Here is an 18,164-nt window from a genome sequence, read left to right as displayed (position 1 = left end):
TCGCGGTCAGGCGTCCAAGACGGTTTCGGCGGTCGGTTGAGCACAGCACAGCAAAGTTTGCGACGCCTCCGGTCGCTCCAGCGGCTCGGGCGAGTAGTCGACCGCACCGCTGAGCAGTCCGGTAATGCAGGTGTGGCACACGCCAGTGCGGCACGACCATCGCGTCGACACGTCGCAGGCCTCGGCCGGGTCGAGCAGCGACCCGTACCGGTCCGACCAGTTCACCGTGAGACCGCTCCGGACGAAGGTCACGGCCGGCCCGGTACCCGCGGTTCCCACCGGCGGGTGCGGCGCGGCCGTCGTCATCGCCACGACACCGGGATTCAGCGACGCCAGCGCGCAGAAGAGCTCGGAGTGGATGCGTCCCGGAGCGATGTCGATGGCCTTCAACGCCTCGGTCATCCCTTCGATGAATCCCGTCGGGCCGCAGACGTAGGCGCTCGACGCCACGTCGAAGCCGAGCGCGCGCAAGCCGTCCGCATCCAGTCGTCCGAACATCGTTCCGGGTGCCGGCCCCTCGAGCGGCGGGGCCGAACGGGTGAACCAGAGGAAGGAGTGGGCGTTCGGCAGCTGGCCGAGCAGCTGCTCAACCTCGGAAGCAAGGCCGTAGTCCGCCTCGGCCCTGGCGACATGGAGCCACCACACCTGCCGATCCGGATGCGCGGAGGCCAGCGAGGCCAGCATCGACAGCACCGGGGTGATCCCGATTCCCGCCGAAAGCAGCAGCACCGGCTCGTCGGTGTCGTCGAGCACGAACTCACCGCGGGGCGCCGCGACGTCGATGACGCTTCCGTCGGCGACCGTGTCGTGGATGTACCGGCTAACGATTCCGTGCTCCTCCCGCTTCACGCTGATCCGGTAGGTGGCGTCGTCCGGGCGGCCGGAGATCGAGTAGCTGCGGACCGCAGACGTGCCGCCGACCGGCAGCCGCAGCGTCAGGTACTGGCCGGGCTTAGTCGCCGGGAGGGCCGCGCCCGATCTGTCGCTCAGATAGAGGGAGAGCACGGACGGTGTCACCTGGACGGTCTTGGTCACGGTAAAGGGCCGGAACCCGTTCCATCCGGGTTCCTGTCCCGCCTCGGCCTGCGGCCCGGTCTGGCCCATGTCCGCCGCGGCGAGCAGCTCGTGGAAGGACTGCTGCCAGCCGGGGCTCAGCGCCGGAATGTCGACCGCGAGCTTCAGGAGTTCGTGAGATCGGTCCGGCAGATAGAGCAGGCCGTCGATCGCTTCAACGGCCAGCTGATGGCGTCCGTCGGCGACTTTCACGATCGGGTCGCCGGCCTGCACTGTGCCTTCCGTGAGCACCCGAAGGTAGAAGCCGGGTCGCCGGTGAGAGACGAGGAGCGAAGCCATCTGCGGCACCCCCAGGCGCAGGCCGACGCGGTAACACGTCACCCGTGGCTGTGTCACCTCGAACTCGGCGTCACCGATCCGATACCGGTCGCCGATGCAGACCTCATCATCCGCGAGGCCCGCGACGGTGAAGTTCTCGCCGAAGTTACCGGGCACCAGGTCATTGCGGTTGAGGTGTTCAGACCAGTGTTCATACGACCCCTGCTGGTACACCATCACCGCGCGCTGTTCACCGCCGTGGCCCCCGAGGTCCCCTTGGCCGTCGCCGTCGACATTGAGTCGTCGAACGAACCGGGGGCCGTCCACCGGGTATTTGTAGATGCCGGTGTGGACTGTCCTGCCCTTCCAAGCAACGTCTTTCGGCATTCCCACGTTGAGCGACAACAGCTTTCCGACGTTGTCGCTGACGCGAAGATGATCGGTAGCGGCCATCAGCTCGGCACCTTCTCGCCGATCACAGCCTCCGCGATATCTGGCGCCTGCCCAGTAGTGACTGTGGCAACGCTCATCCCAACACGCTCAATTCATCCCGTCTCGATTTCCCCGCCGGAAGCGCTCGAATCGCCACCGGTCGACGACACCGATCGCAACTTGACCAGATGCAAGGCAGCCTCTGAGGGGATGATGGCGTTGTACCTTTCGTCGGCTGACAGCTCGAGTTGCTCGGCCCTCTCGTCGTCGTCCACGGCACCCACATCGATCTCGGATCGAACATCTGCAATGATTTGAGCCACCGATTCGAGGCCAAGCCAGGTGAAGGAGGATTCAGCCGCCGACAGTGACTCTGCTGTTCGGCCTTCCACAGCATCCCAAACGCCTCCGCTCATCGCCGATGAGGAAGTCCCAACGCAGGAGCTCGTTGGCCGCGTGCTCCAGTTTCGCGGAATCACGGCCGGCGAGGATGACGCCGGCGCTGCCACGTAGCACCACCACGGGGTGCCCCGCAAAATCCGGCTCGCGTGCGGCCGGCGAAGCGGCAGCTGCGGTGCTCATCGGATCGCCTTCCCTCAGTCCGCCGTGGATGGTCCCGCGCCGACCGGCCAGCGCGCAACCGCGATTTCCCCGCGTAGTGCCTTCAGCGCGGAGACATAGATTTCTGAGAATGTCGGGAACGGCTGGATCGTGTCGCTTAGGACATCGATGGGGACACGGGCCCGGATCGCCAGCGTCGCCTGCTGCAGCCACTCGCCGGCCTCCGGGCCGAGCGCGTACGCACCGGTCAGCCGTTCGCCGTCGCTGAGGAGGGTCAGGAAGCCGTTGCTCTCGGCGTAGTCACGGGTGTAGGTGGCAGTCTTGGGCACCTGCGAGACCGGCACCTTCGCGCTGAAGCGGCCCCCGTCGGCGCCCACCGCCGCGGCCTGCGGGTCCGTATAGGTGACCCGCGGAACGGCCTCATAGTTTGCCTCCCGCACCTCGCCGAGGATGTTCGCGGCGACGATATCGCCCTGGTACTTCCCTACGTGGGTCAGCGGCCAGATGCCGGTGACGTCGCCGATCGCCCACAGCCCGTCCGCCACCCGAAGGTGCGCATCGACCGGGACTCCGCGGGCGTCCGACTCGATGCCAACGGTCTCCAGGCCGATCGCCTGGATACGCGGGCGCCTGCCCGTGGCGACGAGCAGGCGGTCGCCTCTCAGCTCGCGCCCGCCGTCGATCTCGACGACGTAGTCCCCACGGTCTCGCCGCACCGCGGTCGAGGTGGCCGGCAGCACGAGTTCGATGCCCTCACGGCTCAGAACCTCGCCGAGGGCCTCACCCAGCGGCGCCGGCTCCCGAGCCAGGACGTGCGCGGACCTGTCGATGACTGCCACCTCGCCGCCGAATCGGCGCACGGCCTGGGCCATCTCGACACCGACCGGGCCGCCGCCGAGGATGAGCAAGCGGCGAGGAACGGCCTTCATCGAGGTCGCCTCGCGGCTGGTCCACACGCCGTCGAGCTCGCGCAGGCCCGGGACCGGCGGCACGACGGGATCGGCACCGTTGGCCAGGACCACGTGGTCGGCCGTATGCCGCACGCCGTCAACCTCGACCACGCCCCGACCGGCGAGACGGCCGGTGCCGCGGAGCAGGTCGATCCCGTGATCGGCCAGCCAGCGCTCCTGCCCTGCATCGGAATAGTCCGAAACCATGAAGTCGCGCCAGGCGAACGCCGCCTCGACGTCGACTTCGGCAGTTGCGGCAGCCTGGCGTGCCGCATGGACCGCCTCGCCGGGCCGCAGCAAGGTTTTCGACGGGATGCACGCCCAGTATGTGCACTCACCGCCGACCAGCTCGCGCTCCACGACGGCCACGCGCAAGCCGCCCTCGGCGAGGGCTCCCGCGCAGTGTTCGCCCGGCGAGCCGCCGCCGATCACGATCACGTCGTAGTCGCTGTTCATGTCGGCAACTCCTCCCCGGCATGCTCGCGCACCATATAGAGCGCGTACCAGTCAGGCCAGTCCGGGTCTTCCTGGCCCGTGAGCTCTTCGTGCTTGCCGTGTGCTTTCGCGGCCCGCCTGAGGGCTTCCGCAAGGTCGCCCGCGGACTCGTAAGTGGTGGCCATCGGAATCTCCTTTCAGCGTGAGGGCTTCAGCGGCCCGGAAGCCTGGTCTTGATCTCCTGGAGGATCCAGCCGTTGCCGTCCGGGTCGCTGAAGGAGGCGAACGAGCCGTAGTCCGGGTGTCCGGGAGCCGGACCGTCCAGGCGTCCCGCTGTCCCGGCGTGGTGGAAGACCCCCGTGGCGTCGTGGAATGTCTCGCTGACCTCGACCCCGCGCGCGATGAGGTCGGCCCGGGCAGCGTCGATGTCGTACACCGCCAGGTGCAGCCCCTGCGCCGAGCCCGGCGGCGCCGAGGCAACGCCCTCGCCAAAGATGATCGAGCAGCCGGAACCCGGGGGCGTGAACTGCATGAGACGGTAGCCGTCCTCCACGGCGACCTCGGCGTCGAACCGCCAGCCCAGTCCGCCGTAGAACCGCTTGGCCCGGTCGACGTCCGAAACGGGCACGACCACGACCTCGAGCCTGAACTCCCCAGGCTTCACCGGCGGGCTGGCTGCTGCACTTTGTTTGCTTTCGTCGACGGTACTCATCCCGGCCTCCTCGGTCGGGCGCGCCATGAAAGGGCGGCATCGGGCTCACTGGCGACCCGGGAAAGGCGTGCCGGCGGCGGGCATCAGGCCAATGCTGTGGGGCTTACGCGGCGGGGGTCGCCATGCGCTTTTCCTTGTCGCCCCCCGGTCGATCTTCGGCCGAGGACGCTGCCCTCGGGACCCCACAGTGGCCTCATCCGGGACGAAAGTCAAGGGGGCAGCCTACCTTGTCGGATGCAGCGGGGGAGAGCCAGGGCCCAACCCTTGTGGCGAGCAACGCAGATCGCCCCGGGCATGCACGGGGGGTATTCGAACGGGCATGCAGCCACGTCAACGATGTGGGTCTACTCAGTGAGGAAATCGATTCCTCGAACGGTGAGCAACTGGGGAACTTTCCGCAAACCTTCAGCCACAATGGGGCTGGTCAACGCAGCCTGGTCCATCCAGCAGGCGGAGCGGCGCAAAGCGCAGCACTGACAGTACAGAATCCCTGTACTTCCGGGCTGGCTGACGGGGCCCGGCCCGCTCCTCGACCGCGGCTGCAGTGCCAAAGTCAAGACCTAAATCAATCACCCAAAAAGCTGGAACGGCGTGGAAATGCGGGGGGCAAGCAGGGGCGCTCGTCTCTGGAAAACGCGCCTTGGGAGGCGCTCCCCCTAAGCGAGCCTGCCCCTCCCTGTCCAATCCCGGCCCCTTGCTGGGTGCCCGGCGCCGGCGTAGGCTCGCCCGCAGGAGCGGCGGTGCCACCACAGCGCAACTGGGTGCCAGCAACGACGTCGATGGCAGGGACCGTCGCCGCTCACCGGCACGTGAAAGGCGGCCGAATCGTGCGCTCAGATATTGCACCTGGCGGCATCTTCCCCGATTACGAGTTGCCTGACCACGAGAACATCCCCCGCAGGCTCAGTGAGTTGCAGGGGGAGGACCCCCTGGTCTTGATGCTGTCGCGCGGACACTACTGCCCTAAGGAGCATCAGCACCACCTTGAACTTGCGGCGTTCTACCCTAAGGTCGCTGTGGCCTACACGCAGATGGGAACCATTGCGACCGATGACCACCACGTGCTCCAGGAATTCCGTGCGTCGGTGGGTGCGCAATGGCCGTTCCTCTCTGATCCTGGCCGCACCGTGCAGCAGGATCTGGACATCCAGGAATACACCGATCCGGACCACGACCCGATGATCCCGCACACGCTCGTTCTGAAGCCCGGCTTGGTCATACACAGCATCTACAACGGCTACTGGTTCTGGGGGCGTCCCTCCGTCGACGACCTCCGCCGTGACCTGCGCGCAGTGACGAAGGAGATCCGGCCAGACTGGGACCTCAGCACGCCCGGCCTACCTGAGGCATGGGATGCGGGCAGCTGGGCGCCCTTCCACGGATGGAACAAGCGGGTACGGCCGGACTGAAGACGTCGAGTCGGCCTCTAGCTGTGAAGGACGTGCGACGGACGCGTCTGAAGTTTCTGGCGCTCATAACGGGTGGCCGCAACTCCGGGGACACCTCCACATGTGGACGCAGATTGTCGGCAAGATCCGCATGGCGCACACTCCGATGCTGAACCACTGGTGGCAGGTGACGCTGTACCTCACCCCGCGCGGCTTGACGACGTCTTCCATCCCCGACCGCCATGACGCCTTCGACATGGAATTCGAATTCTCCGAGCACGTCCTGCGGCTAGGCACCGGCAACGGCATGAGCGCCAACGTTAACCTCAGCCCGAAGCCGGTGGTCGAATTCCATGGTGAGACCTCCGATGCCATGAACCGGCTCGGCATCGAGACGGCCCCATCCGGGCGGTGCCGAACGAGGTCGAACCGACCATACCGTTCGCCGAGGACTACCTGCATGCCGCTTATGACAGCGAAGCCGTCCGGCTGTTCTGGCATCAACTGATCCAAGCGGACCGCCTGCTCAATGCGTTCAGGTCCTACTTCCGGGGCAATGTGAGCCCCGTGCACTTCGGCCCTTCGCGCTCAGCGACAACACCATCTCGTCCACGCCGGTCAGCCGGCGCTGCCGTTTCTTCACGGTCTGCGGGTCGAACGTCGCACCGGTGTCCCGCGGCACGTCGATCTCCACCGGCCCGATCTCTGTCATGACGGTCTTGGCGCGGGTGCCGTTGCGCGAGTTCCCGCTCCCGCGCCCGGACACGTCGTGTTTGCCGTAGCCGAGGTGCTCGTCCATTTCCGCTTCCAGCGCGGTCTCCAGGACGTTCTTCGTCAACCGGTTCAACAGCCCGTCCGGGCCGACCAGCTCGATTCCCTGCTCCCTGGCCTGGGCCAGGAGCTGCTTCGCTAACTCTTGCTGATCCAATTCAGTCGCCATGGGATCCATGGTTCCGCTCATGATCAGTCCTCCCCGCCAGGCACCGCCCGGCGTGTCAGGCCAACCCCGGATCCACCGTTATTCAGACACTCCCGGCCGTTTCGCTGGTTCCTACGCAGCGCTTTGGGTTGCCTGAAATGTGGCAAAAAGGAAGTGTGTACAAAGTACACACTTTGGGCTTCGGACTGCGTCGTATATGGGTCGGACCGGGCCGGATTCCGCATGTTTCTCGGGGAGTCCAGTATTGGCAGGGGAGGGAATGCAGTTCGAGTCCCACCTCGGGCACAGTAGACCCCCTCGTCAGAGGGGTTTTTGCTTTAACGTGTGGACATTGACCCTGATTTGGGACCCTCTGACGCTGGCCGCGGGCGGTGCCTGGCCGCAGTGGCCTATGAAGTTGTGTGGGTGGCGGGTTCAGGGCCCTGGCCAGTGAGCCCTCCGCCTGCTGGGATGTGGGCTCATGTGGGTCTCCTTTCTGGCTTGCTCGGGTTGCCGTGGTTGGTCTTGTACCTATTCATGCTGTGGGGTCCTACTGACGACATGACCCGCGGGGATTTCTTGAAGGTCTTTTTTTCCGGAATCCTTGTTTACCGGTGGCTTTGGGGGAGAGCTGGTTCCTGTTTGTCCGGCCAAAGCGGGTGTGTACGTTGTCCACACCGGAGTGAGTTTCCTGCCGTTGCTGCTTTGTGGCTCGCTCCTTGCCTGCTTCCCACGAGACGGGCAGGAAGATCCCCGGAAACCCGGGGATCTTCCTGCCTCAACTCACGCAACTTCAGGTTAGGCGTTAGCTGGGTGCCGCCGGCCCATCCGCGGTGTCAATGTTGGTGAAATTGGCACCTTTTGATGATTGAGAAATTGAGCGATAACAAGACCACCGCAACGGCGGCGTTACTGGTCAGTTGCCGGGGGAATCGAGGTGCCTCTGGCGCGGGCTGTCAGGTTGCTTCCCGATCCTCGGTCGATCATCCACTTCTCACGCAGGCAGTGCTGTCACACCGTGGGGGCGATGTTCTGGTTCAACCGGAATAGATTGGTGGGGTCGTATTCGTTCTTCAGTTCCACGAGCCGCCGGTAGGTATCCGCCGGGTACGACGCCCGGACGAGCGTCGTATTCGCTTCACCTGTGAAATTCACGTAGGCCGCCACATCCGGACCGAGCGCGGACGTCACGCCCCGGGCCCATTCGACGACATCCGCGAAGCCTTCCGCCGTCGGCGTGCGCGCAATAACATTGACGATGAATTCTTGGTCGCGGAGTGCGAAGGCCGTAGCTTCGGCAGGAACCCGGCCGACCGCGCCGCCAAGGTGGTGCAGGTGAATCTGCGTCATGGCGTTGGGCAATGCCGCAAACGAGTCCAGCAGCACGCGCACGGACGCGTCGTCGGCGGCGCGCAGAAATGCCGAGCGGAAATAGTTGTGCACGCCCCGCGGGTACAGCGGATCGAGCGCCTGCTGCCACCCCGCGTACGGGTTGGCCGCGAACACATCGGCGATGACCGTGCCCAATGACCGGAAGGGCGCGGTGGCGGCATCGCCGGCATCGAGGTCGCCGGACCAGCACCCTCCCACAGCGATGACCGGCTTGCCGTGCACTGATTCTGGCAGGAACGGGACCGGCGGCGCCGTGGTCATGTTGACCAGCGTGGTCAGCTCATCGGGGGCCGCCGCGCAGGCCGCCCGATAGCCGCGCAACACCTGCTCCGCCTCTTCTGCGGGGTAGAAAACCAGGCCGGAAAGGACGATGGGCCCCACTTCGTGCAATTGATAGTCGAAGGACGTCACCACACCGAAATTGCCGCCGCCGCCGCGCAGTCCCCACAACAAATCGGGGTGCTCGTCGGCACTGGCGTGAATAAACTGCCCGTCGGCGGTGACGACGTCGGCGCCGACCAGGTTGTCGCTGGCCAGCCCGTGCTTGCGCACGAGCCAGCCGATGCCGCCGCCGGTGGTGAAGCCGGCGATGCCGGTCGAGGACACCAGGCCACCGGTCACCGCAAGCCCGAATTGCTGGGTCTCTGCATCCACGTCCTTCCAGGTACACCCTGCCTGTGCCGCCACGCGGCGGCGGGCAGGGTCCACCTGGACCCCCTTCATCAGCGAAAGGTCCAGCACGATACCGTCGTCGACGGTGGAAAACCCGGGAATCGAGTGGCCACCGCCGCGAACCGACAACGGCAACCCCTCGCTGCGCGCGAGATCGACCGTGCGGATCACATCTGCCACACCCGCGCAGCGTGCGATGAGCGTCGGGCGGCGGTCGTGGGCCCCGTTCCAGATGCTGCGTTCGTGGTCGTAGTCCGCGTCCCCTGGGCGGACGACCGTGCCGCGCAGGCCGGCGGCGAACTCGGCGATGGTGGCCTCGCCGATGCGGGTCGGCCCAGTCTGCGTCGTTGTCACGATGCGTTCCTCCTGATTGCTGTTTGTTTGTCAGATCCGTTTGTCAGATCCAGGAATAACGCTAGTGAACCGTCCTCAACGAGCACTCAACGCCGTCTCAACATCATCATCCGAGTCCCGCCTACGCAGTGCGGCCAGCCGCTGACCGGCGATGAGGCATCTCGTTCGGTCGAAAATCGCCCCAGCCCTGTCAATTTCGCGGGCCGCCCGATGCGGGTCGCCGAGCTCGTTGGATAGTTCTGCCACCATCAACCGTTGCCAGCCGGTGTGTCGCCGCCATGGGGCGACCCTTTCCGCTGCCTGCCTGTACATTTCTCGCGCTGCCCGGACCTCCCCGGAGATCAGTTCGACGGCACCGAGAATGGTCAGCGTGGCGCCCATCCCCACCTGATCTCCCGCGGACTCGAACCCTGAAAGGCAACGCCGAGCGTCTGTCAGGCCGCGGTCGATATCACCACCCATGGCGCGGAGCAGGGCGATATTAATCTCGGTCAGCAGCTCGCCGCGTCGGTCGCCCAGGCCGAGCCGAAGCTCCCGCGCCAAGGACAGGGCCTCATCGGCCGCGCTGTGGTCGCCACAGTCGCGCAGAATGCAGCCAAGTTGGTGAAGTGTTTGCGCCCTAGCCAGGTCATCTCCTAACTCGGCGAAATGTTCGGCTGCGTCCGTGATGACGGATATCGCAGACTGCGTGTCCCTCGAAAGCCTGGCCGCGTAGCCGATCGCGGACAGCACGTAGCCTTTGGCTTGGATGACGCCAACCCGCCGGCCCAACAGCAGGGTCTCCTCGACGCAGGGGACCAACCGTCCGGCGATCGGGACCAGTTGCAGGCTGGGCGTGATCACCGGCAGGAAGGGTGGAGTGCTGGTCTCAGACTGTGCGAGTTCGCTCAGGCAGGTGTTTAGGTGACGGGCGGCGAGTGGTCCGTCCTCCCGGGACAACGCGCACTGGCCGAGCAGCCAACTGCTGGCAGCGGCATGTTCGGGTCTGCCACCCTCGACTGCCTCGGTGTGCACGTCGGCTGCCAGCTGTTCGGCCTCGTCCAAGTCGAAAGTGCTCCAGGCGAGTGAGGTCTCAATGAGCCGGGCCATCGCCACCTCGTCGGGGTTGCCGATCTCCCGCATGATGGCCAGGGCCTCCGCGCCGAGCGCCCGATGCCGATCGCCGCGGCCCTGCCGGCTGTCCAGCCCGGTCAGGCCGATCAGAGCGGCCGCGCGAGGCCGGGTCGAGTCGGGAGCCACCGCCAAGGCACGCTCGACCCAACGTGCTCCCTCGACCGCGTGACCGCGGAGGAACCAGAACCGCCACAGGCTGGCGACGAGCCGGAGCGCGGTCTCGGGCTCGTGTGCGCACGACCAGCGCAGCGCAGCGCGCAGGTTGTCGTGCTCGCGGTCGAGCACCTTCGGCTGTTCGATGACCACCCCGGTGGCCCGTTCGGGATTGTGGGATTCGGCGACGGCAAGGAAGTAGGCGCAATGCGCAGCCGCCAGTTGAGCCGCCTCACCTGCATGATCGAGATTCTCGTGCCCAAACTGGCGGACCGTCTCCAATTGCCGGTATCGGGTCCCGGCGCCCCTCCTTTCGGTGACCACCAAAGACTTGTCCACCAGCTTGGCCAACAGGTCGAGCAGTTCGACTTGCTGGAGGGGCGCGTCAGCGCAGACTGCTACCACAGCGTCGAGGGTGAAACCACCCGCGAACACAGACAGCCGGCGCAGCAGAACCTGCTCCGGTTTGGTGAGCAGTTCGTGGCTCCATTCCAAGGTGCCACGCAGCGTCTGGTGCCGCGTGACGCCGCTGGTTCCCCCGCCGAGCATGGACAAAGCATCGCCCAATCTCTGGACGATCTCGGCGGGTTCGAGTACGGCGGTTCTGGCCGCGGCCAATTCCAGGGCCAGCGGCATCCCGTCGAGCCGTCGGCACAACTCTGTCACCCCCTGCGCGTTGTCGGCGTCGAGCGCGAAACCCGGCCGGACCTGCGCTGCCCGCTCAACGAAAAGCCGGACAGAGGGCAGACGGCCCAGCGCGGCCAGGTCGAGAGCGTCGGTCCGCAGGGGCGAGGGCAGGGGCAATGACGGCACCCGGTAGGTGTACTCTCCGTCGGCATGGAGTGGCTCCCGGCTGGTGGCCAGCACTTTAACCCCAGGGGATCCGTCGAGTAGCGCGACGACGAGTTGCGCACAGGCCGCGAGCAGGTGTTCGCAGTTGTCCAGCACGAGGAGCAGCGAGCGTCGCCGCAGTTGGTCGACCAGCGCTTGCACGCGGCTTGGTGCCGCGCCGGAATCCAACCCGAGGACCTCGGCTACGGCATCGGCCACCAGCAGCGACTCCCCAACGGCCGCGAGGTCGACGAACCAGACTCCGTCCACGTACTCAGGACGAACTGCCTTCGCGGCCTCCAATGCCAGTCTGGTTTTGCCGCTGCCGCCAGCCCCGGTGAGGGTGAGCAGGCGAGCATGGCCCATCAGCCGCTCGACGTCAACGAGCTCACGCTCGCGCCCGATGAAGCTTGTCAGCGGGGATGGCAGATAACCGATGGCATCGTCTTTGCCGGTCACGCCGGCGGGCCGGTGGAGGCGCTCCTCGGGCGGCGAGCCGGTCAACAACTCGCGAAACAGTCCCATCGTCCGGGTGTCCGGGTCGGTCCCGAACGCGTCGAGGAGTTCGTCGACCAGCCGCTCATATCGTGCCAATGCTTCCGACCGCCGGCCCATCCCAGCCAGTACCACCATCTGCGCACGCACGGCCCCCTCGTGGATGGGATCGGATTCGAGCGCATGGGTGAGGATGATCAACGCTTCCTCCGGCGCGCGCTGCGCCACCGTGGACGCCAGTTTCACCAGTACCTCGCGATGGATTTCCCGGAGCTCATCGCGGCGTGTCGTCAGCCAATCCGCATCCGGCAGCTCCGGCAGAAGATCACCACTGTACAAGTCGGCCGCATCGCGCAGGTTTGCCTCGACACCTGCAGCCAACGCTGCCACGGCCGAACGCTCGAACTGCAGGACATCGACATCGACCGGGCCAGTGTCATCCAGCACGACCACGTCACCACGGATGGCGAGCAGCCCGTCGCTGCCGGCTCCAGCGCCAGCGAGCGTACGGCGAGCGACGTACAGGGTCTGATGCAGATTCCGTGCGGCGGCCGCCGGCTCCATGTCGGGCCACAGGCGGTCCAGTACCTGCTCGCGACGGCCACGCTGACCACGCGCCAACGCAAGCATCGCCACCACGGCCTTTGCCTTCCGCAGCCGCCAGTGGCTGTTCTCGACGGCGTTCCCGTTGACGTACACGATGAACGAGCCGAGAAGCTGGATGCGCAACCCGCTTTGGGTAGGCTTCATGGTTCTTCAGTATCCGCTCGCCAACCGGCGCTGTCGAACAAAGAAAAACGTGCTGACGTCTGCCCACACGCAGGGTGATCATGCCGGCGGAACTCCGGTGCATCGAAGCAATGAATGGTCCTTCATCGATCCGCCGGGATGGACGCGACCAGCCTTCCAGCGCGTGCCCGAGACGAAGCAGGTTAAGAACCGCCTCCATTTAGATGTGCACGTGGATGACGTGTCTGGCGCTGCCGCTGCGGCGGTAGCCCTTGGGGCTGTAATGGTCGGCGCGATCCATGCCGATTCGGTCGGCACATTCCAGGTCTTGCAGGATCCGGAAGGCAACCAGTGGTGCGTCGTTCGCTCAGCCGCCGATTGAGGCGCGTGTCGTCGCGATAGGCGCGGCCTGCGGAATCGGCGGGGTTACCTCGGACCATTCAGCTCCGGGCGCCGTGTCATTCTTCGATCACGGGGCGTAGGCTGAGCGCGATCCACTACCCGGGACCTGGCGCTTCGGCCGTGGCCACCACAGGAAGGCAGCATCGATGGAGATGATCGTCAAGGGCAACTGGCACAGGCTCAGGCCCGAAACGCGGCAATGGCTGATCGACAACCCGGGATGCCTGATCCTCCCGCGCACGCTGGTGGCCACCATCTGTGAGGCGACCGGCGGAAGTGCCGACTGTGACCAGCACGGCGAGATTACGCTCTCACAGGAAGACCGCGATTTTATCCGGTCCAGGGCAGGCCAGATCACGGCAACCGGACCGGAGCAGCGTTTCTTCGACGCAACACAGCCCTGAGAGGCCGGCCTTACAGAGTGTCCCGGGGAACACCGCCGAGTTGCCGATTTTGGGGACTGCGGCAGCGGGGGTGTGCGTGGGCGGAGACTATTGGCCGAGGTGAGCCGTGTCCTTGTCAGCGTCCCGGCGCAGAGCTACCCTGATGCCGGGGGAGACACGATGATGGGGCCACGGCCGGAAGATCCCGGACGGGCGCTCCCGGACTAAGGAGTCTGTAGATGTCGACCGTCTCGCACCCCGCAAACCGGCACGTGCCCGCGGGCGACGGCCCTGGCACACCGAGTGTGTCACCGACGAGCACCTCGTCATCGAATCGATCCAGGCGATGAAGCCGCCGAGAACAGGGCTGGTGGATGTCGCATACTCCTGCGTTGAATGCGGCTTTTTCTATGCCCACCCGGCCAATGTGGCGCAGGCTGCCGAGATCGCGAATCGGCCCGGGCAAGGGCCCGGGGTGCTGCAGTTCGGCGGGGCGTACATGCACTGCGGGAAACCGATGACGGTGGGCGGCTCCGAGCAACGCAGCATCTGCGCCCCGGCGTCAACCGAAGATCTCGGTGGCGTGCCCCTGGAGGTGTATCTGCGCACCAGGGTCCTGCGCTGCGGCTGCGGCTTCCAGATGGAAATACCGGACTGACTTATGCGCGGACGGAAACTGGACGTTGAGCATTGAAGGGCGGACCATCGTGACATTCAAGTACCCGGGCAGGAACCTTCGGCGGGTGACGGGCGGATTGTTCGTCGTGAGCGCCCTCGCGTTCGCCGCGGCAGCTACCACGCTTTCGGTGACGTTTGACTGGCCGGACATCCTGCGGGAGCCGGCCGGCGTGGTGCTGCCGGCATTCGCAGCCGGCGGTCCCGGGTTGGTCTGGATCTGGTTTGCGACGGCCTGGGCGTACGGGCTCCTTGCCGTGCCGATTCTTCTGCTGCCCGCGGCGCTCGGCCTCCGCCAGGATCCGGCCCTGCGGGTCGCCACGTACGCAGGTGCCGCCTCGGTGCTCCTGTCTCTCATAGGATTCCTGCGCTGGGTGTTCGTCGTTCCGCCCCTGGCCGGCTCCTATGTCACGGGCGACGCCACGACACGGGCGGCCGTGGACGCCGCCTGGACCGCTCAACACCAGTTCGGCGGAGCGCTGCTGGGGGAACACCTGGGTCAGTTGCTTGTCATCGCGTGGTCGGTCACACTCTGCGTGATCATCCTGCGCAGCGGGATCCTCCCGCGCTGGCTCGGCGCCGTCGGACTCGCCGTCAGCATGATCTATCTGCTGAATCAGGGTGACATCGTTGCCACGGCACTCCCGGGCTTCCCCGTCTGGGACCTTGCAGGCCTCCTCGGCAGCACCGGCTGGGGGTTGTGGGTGGCTGCACTCGGCGTCAGCATCCTGGTCCGCCGGCCCGCCGTGGAACAGCGCCCCGGCGAGACGGCCGGGGCAGCAGCAGCATGAGCACGGGACTGCACGTCATCTTCGGCACCGGAGCCATCGGGCTCGCCACGTACGACGCCCTCCGGAGCCGTGACCGGACCGTCCGGCTCGTGAATCGGTCAGGACGAGCACGCGTTCCCAACGACGTGGAAGTTGCCGCCGGGGACGCCGGCGATCCCGCATTCGCCGCCGAAGCAGCCCGGGGGGCCGCCGTCGTTTATCAGACCCTGAACCCGCCGTACCCTGAGTGGAACACACAGTTCCCAGCCCTGCAGTCCGGGGTGCTGGCCGCCGCCGAAAGCACCGGCGCCCGTCTGGTCAGCATGGAAAACGTGTACATGTACGGCCGCCCCGACGGACGTCCGCTGACCGAAGACCGCGCATACAACGCCCACACCAAAAAAGGACAACTCCGGGCAAGGATGTCGCAGGAGCTCCTCGCGGCCCACCGTGAAGGTCGCGTCGAAGTCGCGATCGGCCGCGCCTCCGACTATTTCGGCCCCCGCGGAGGTGCACAATCCAACCTCGGGGACCGGGTCTTTCCCGCAGCCCTGGCCGGTAAGACCGCCAATGTGCTCGGCGACCCGGACCAGCCCCATACTTACACGTACATTCCTGACATCGGTGAAGGTCTTGCCGTGCTGGGCGAACACCCGGACGCCCCCGGAGAAATCTGGCATCTGCCCAACGACCCCGAGACGCGCACCACCAGAGAGCTCGTCGACATGATCTACAAGCACGCCGGCCAGCCCCGCACCAGGCTCCGCGCCGTGCCGCCACTGCTCCTGCGCGGCCTCAGTCTCATCAACTCCACTGTTCGGGAACTCCTTGAAATGCAGTACCAATTCGAGGAACCCTTCATCGTCGGCAGCAGCAAAATAGCGGACAGGCTCGGTCTCACGGCAACACCCCTCGATCAGGCCATCGCCGAAACACTCGTGGATTACGGGGCTGACGAATCTCCGCCCGTCCGATAACCCTCCAGAAGGGCAAGGCGCCGTTCTGTGGTCAGGACTGCGGCCCAGTCAGATTCGGTGGCCGGCACGTCTCAGAGTCCCACGACGGCTCGCAAGGGTGATCGGGACTTAGGCGCTCCGCCGCACGGCTAGCGGAGATCGTTCCTGACCCGACGGGTACGTATGCGCTGCTATCGGCGTTTCGATAAGCGTGTCGCCGGGATTTGCGCCAAGGGCTTTTGGCCAGGGTGGACAAGTCCTTTATCATCACCACCCACACGGGGGACGTCAGCTGAATCCGGCTCTCTAATATCTGCCTCCGGCGAACGCCCCAAGCGTGCCTGAGGCGACGTAGCATCAAGGTATGGGGGCAGCCAGGAGTGTGGCGAAATGTTTGAGCGATTTACGGACCGTGCCCGTCGCGTAGTTGTGCTTGCCCAAGAAGAGGCACGCATGCTGAACCACGGTTACATTGGTACCGAACACATCCTGTTGGGTCTGATCCATGAGGGTGAAGGTGTTGCCGCCAAAGCCCTTGAATCCTTGGGCATTTCGCTCGACGGTGTCCGCGAGCAGGTTCAGGAGATCATCGGCCCGGGCCAGGAGTCCCCTTCCGGTCACATCCCCTTTACCCCTCGTGCCAAGAAGGTCCTTGAGCTCTCGCTGCGCGAGGCCCTGCAGCTGGGCCATAACTACATTGGTACCGAGCACATCCTCCTGGGCCTCATCCGGGAGGGTGAGGGCGTTGCCGCGCAGGTGCTCGTCAAGCTCGGCGCCGACCTGAGCCGGGTCCGCCAGCAGGTTATCCAGCTGCTCTCGGGTTACCAGGGCAAGGAGGCCACGGGCGCCGGCGTCGGCCCCGGCCAGGCCGAGGGTACCCCGGCCGGTTCTGTTGTCCTGGACCAGTTCGGCCGCAATCTGACCCAGGCGGCGCGCGAGAACAAGCTGGATCCCGTGATCGGCCGCGAGCAGGAAATGGAACGCGTCATGCAGGTTCTTTCCCGCCGCACCAAGAACAATCCAGTGCTGATCGGCGAGCCCGGCGTCGGCAAGACCGCCGTCGTCGAGGGCCTGGCCCAGGCGATCGTCCGGGGGGATGTCCCGGAGACCATCAAGGACAAGCAGCTGTACACCCTGGACCTGGGCTCCGTGGTGGCTGGCTCCCGTTACCGCGGTGACTTCGAGGAGCGGCTGAAGAAGGTCCTCAAGGAGATCCGCAGCCGCGGGGACATTCTTTTGTTCATTGATGAGATCCAGACCCTGGTGGGTGCCGGAGCCGCCGAAGGTGCCATCGATGCGGCCTCGATCCTGAAGCCGTTGCTGGCCCGCGGGGAGCTGCAGACCATCGGTGCGACCACGCTGGACGAGTACCGCAAGCACATCGAGAAGGATGCCGCGCTGGAGCGCCGCTTCCAGCCGATCCAGGTCAAGGAACCCTCCGTTGCGGACGCGATCGAGATCCTCAAGGGGCTCCGGGACCGGTATGAGGCGCACCACCGGGTCACCATTACCGACGGCGCGCTGGTCTCGGCGGCGAGCCTTTCGGAGCGCTACATCTCGGACCGGTTCCTGCCGGACAAGGCGATCGACCTGATCGACGAGGCCGGGGCGCGGCTGCGCATCCGCCGCATGACCGCGCCGCCCGAGCTCAAGATCATGGACGAGAAGATCGCCGCCATGAAGCTGGAGAAGGAATCCGCGATCGACGCGCAAGACTTCGAAGGCGCCGCGTCGCTGCGCGACAAGGAGCAGAAGCTCATTGCCGAGCGCGCCGAGAAGGAACGCCAGTGGAAGACCGGCGGCATGGATGACATCTCCGAAGTCGATGAGGACCTCATCGCCGAGGTGCTGGCGAACTCCACCGGCATCCCGGTCTTCAAGCTGACCGAGGAAGAGTCCTCGCGCCTGCTGAAGATGGAAGACGAGCTGCACCAGCGTGTGGTGGGCCAGGATGAGGCGATTAAGTCGGTTTCGCGGTCGGTCCGGCGCACCCGTGCGGGTCTGAAGGACCCCAAGCGTCCGGGCGGCTCGTTCATCTTCGCCGGCCCCACCGGCGTCGGCAAGACCGAACTGGCCAAGGCCCTCGCAGAGTTCCTGTTCGGCGAGGAGGACGCGCTGATCACGCTGGACATGTCCGAGTACTCGGAGAAGCACACGGTGTCGCGGCTCTTCGGTGCCCCGCCGGGGTACGTGGGCTACGACGAGGGCGGCCAGCTGACCGAGAAGGTCCGTCGTCGTCCGTTTTCCGTGGTCCTGTTCGATGAAGTGGAGAAGGCGCACGCCGATCTCTTCAACTCGCTGCTGCAGATCATGGAAGACGGCCGCCTGACCGATAGCCATGGCCGCGTGGTGGACTTCAAGAACACCGTGATCATCATGACCACGAACCTCGGCACCCGGGACATCTCCAAGAGCGTTGCCACCGGCTTCCAGTCCGGCACGGACACGCAGACCGGCTACAACCGGATGCGCGCCCGGGTCACCGAGGAGCTCAAGCAGCACTTCCGCCC

The 18,164-nt window shown here is 65.9% G+C and carries 15 protein-coding genes and 4 pseudogenes; 10 read left to right on the top strand and 9 right to left on the bottom strand.

Going from position 1 to position 18,164, the window contains the following annotated elements; genetic code table 11:
* Positions 1-6 precede the first annotated feature (6 nt).
* From BLS42_RS12745 to BLS42_RS12730, 6 genes are all read right to left on the bottom strand, one after another.
* A complete protein-coding gene (locus tag BLS42_RS12745; protein WP_090581708.1) occupies positions 7-1,785 on the bottom strand; it encodes an MOSC and FAD-binding oxidoreductase domain-containing protein in 1,779 nt (592 codons plus the stop codon).
* A 92-nt stretch (positions 1,786-1,877) separates the two neighbouring features.
* Positions 1,878-2,087 carry a hypothetical protein gene (locus tag BLS42_RS12740; protein WP_090581707.1) on the bottom strand — a complete coding sequence of 70 codons (210 nt, stop codon included), beginning with the start codon at positions 2,085-2,087 and terminating at the stop codon, positions 1,878-1,880.
* Between the two features lie 31 nt (positions 2,088-2,118).
* Complete coding sequence (locus tag BLS42_RS20000; RefSeq protein WP_143019190.1) at positions 2,119-2,346, bottom strand: hypothetical protein; 228 nt, start codon at positions 2,344-2,346, stop codon at positions 2,119-2,121.
* A 14-nt stretch (positions 2,347-2,360) separates the two neighbouring features.
* Positions 2,361-3,731, bottom strand: coding sequence for a dihydrolipoyl dehydrogenase family protein (locus BLS42_RS12735; protein WP_090581705.1), 1,371 nt, complete (start codon positions 3,729-3,731; stop codon positions 2,361-2,363).
* The gene (locus BLS42_RS20265) at positions 3,728-3,895 is read right to left on the bottom strand and encodes a hypothetical protein (protein WP_176803407.1); all 168 of its coding nucleotides are present in this window, start codon (positions 3,893-3,895) and stop codon (positions 3,728-3,730) included. The genes BLS42_RS12735 and BLS42_RS20265 overlap by 4 nt, the downstream gene beginning before the upstream one ends.
* A gap of 26 nt (positions 3,896-3,921) precedes the next feature.
* Positions 3,922-4,422 (bottom strand): VOC family protein, encoded by a 501-nt coding sequence (locus BLS42_RS12730; RefSeq protein ID WP_176803405.1) that lies wholly within the window; start codon positions 4,420-4,422, stop codon positions 3,922-3,924.
* Positions 4,423-4,544: 122 nt separating this feature from the next.
* Between BLS42_RS12730 and BLS42_RS20835 the strand changes: the two are divergent.
* The 4 genes and pseudogenes from BLS42_RS20835 to BLS42_RS20830 form a co-directional block, all read left to right on the top strand.
* Positions 4,545-4,823: pseudogene (locus BLS42_RS20835) on the top strand (hypothetical protein); the annotation flags it as partial.
* Positions 4,824-5,249: 426 nt separating this feature from the next.
* On the top strand, positions 5,250-5,831 hold the full coding sequence (locus tag BLS42_RS12720) for a redoxin domain-containing protein (protein WP_090581978.1): 582 nt from the start codon (positions 5,250-5,252) through the stop codon (positions 5,829-5,831).
* Positions 5,776-6,198, top strand: a pseudogene (locus BLS42_RS12715) (DUF5996 family protein); the annotation flags it as partial. The gene BLS42_RS12720 and the pseudogene BLS42_RS12715, both read left to right, overlap by 56 nt.
* Before the next feature lie 23 nt (positions 6,199-6,221).
* Positions 6,222-6,326, top strand: a pseudogene (locus BLS42_RS20830) (DUF5996 family protein); the annotation flags it as partial.
* 61 nt (positions 6,327-6,387) lie between these two features.
* On the opposite strand, the pseudogene BLS42_RS12710 reads toward BLS42_RS20830, so the two are convergent.
* From BLS42_RS12710 to BLS42_RS12700, 3 genes and pseudogenes are all read right to left on the bottom strand, one after another.
* Positions 6,388-6,759: pseudogene (locus BLS42_RS12710) on the bottom strand (transposase); the annotation flags it as partial.
* Between the two features lie 981 nt (positions 6,760-7,740).
* The gene (locus BLS42_RS12705) at positions 7,741-9,147 is read right to left on the bottom strand and encodes an FAD-binding oxidoreductase (RefSeq protein WP_090581700.1); all 1,407 of its coding nucleotides are present in this window, start codon (positions 9,145-9,147) and stop codon (positions 7,741-7,743) included.
* Between the two features lie 75 nt (positions 9,148-9,222).
* Positions 9,223-12,489, bottom strand: a complete 3,267-nt coding sequence (locus BLS42_RS12700; RefSeq protein ID WP_090581698.1) for an ATP-binding protein — start codon at positions 12,487-12,489, stop codon at positions 9,223-9,225.
* Here BLS42_RS12700 and BLS42_RS12695 point away from each other — a divergent pair.
* From BLS42_RS12695 to BLS42_RS12670, 6 genes are all read left to right on the top strand, one after another.
* Positions 12,488-12,850: a VOC family protein gene (locus BLS42_RS12695; protein WP_176803425.1), complete on the top strand. Its 363-nt coding sequence runs from the start codon at positions 12,488-12,490 to the stop codon at positions 12,848-12,850. The genes BLS42_RS12700 and BLS42_RS12695 overlap by 2 nt on opposite strands.
* Before the next feature lie 166 nt (positions 12,851-13,016).
* Positions 13,017-13,274, top strand: a complete 258-nt coding sequence (locus BLS42_RS12690) for a hypothetical protein (RefSeq protein ID WP_256336450.1) — start codon at positions 13,017-13,019, stop codon at positions 13,272-13,274.
* 349 nt (positions 13,275-13,623) lie between these two features.
* Entirely contained in the window at positions 13,624-13,911 is a 288-nt protein-coding gene (locus tag BLS42_RS12685; protein WP_090581696.1) for a hypothetical protein, read from the top strand.
* A 25-nt stretch (positions 13,912-13,936) separates the two neighbouring features.
* Positions 13,937-14,719 (top strand): DUF4386 domain-containing protein, encoded by a 783-nt coding sequence (locus tag BLS42_RS12680; protein ID WP_256336449.1) that lies wholly within the window; start codon positions 13,937-13,939, stop codon positions 14,717-14,719.
* Complete coding sequence (locus tag BLS42_RS12675; protein WP_090581694.1) at positions 14,716-15,675, top strand: NAD-dependent epimerase/dehydratase family protein; 960 nt, start codon at positions 14,716-14,718, stop codon at positions 15,673-15,675. Before BLS42_RS12680 ends, BLS42_RS12675 begins: the two co-directional genes overlap by 4 nt.
* Positions 15,676-16,044: 369 nt before the next feature.
* On the top strand, positions 16,045-18,164 hold a 2,120-nt coding region (locus BLS42_RS12670), incomplete at its 3' end, for an ATP-dependent Clp protease ATP-binding subunit (RefSeq protein WP_090581971.1).

The organism is Arthrobacter sp. ov407, assembly GCF_900102895.1.
Taxonomy (GTDB): Bacteria; Actinomycetota; Actinomycetes; order Actinomycetales; family Micrococcaceae; genus Arthrobacter.
Note: the sequence above shows the minus strand (reverse complement) of the source record. Positions and strands in the feature narration are given on the sequence as shown.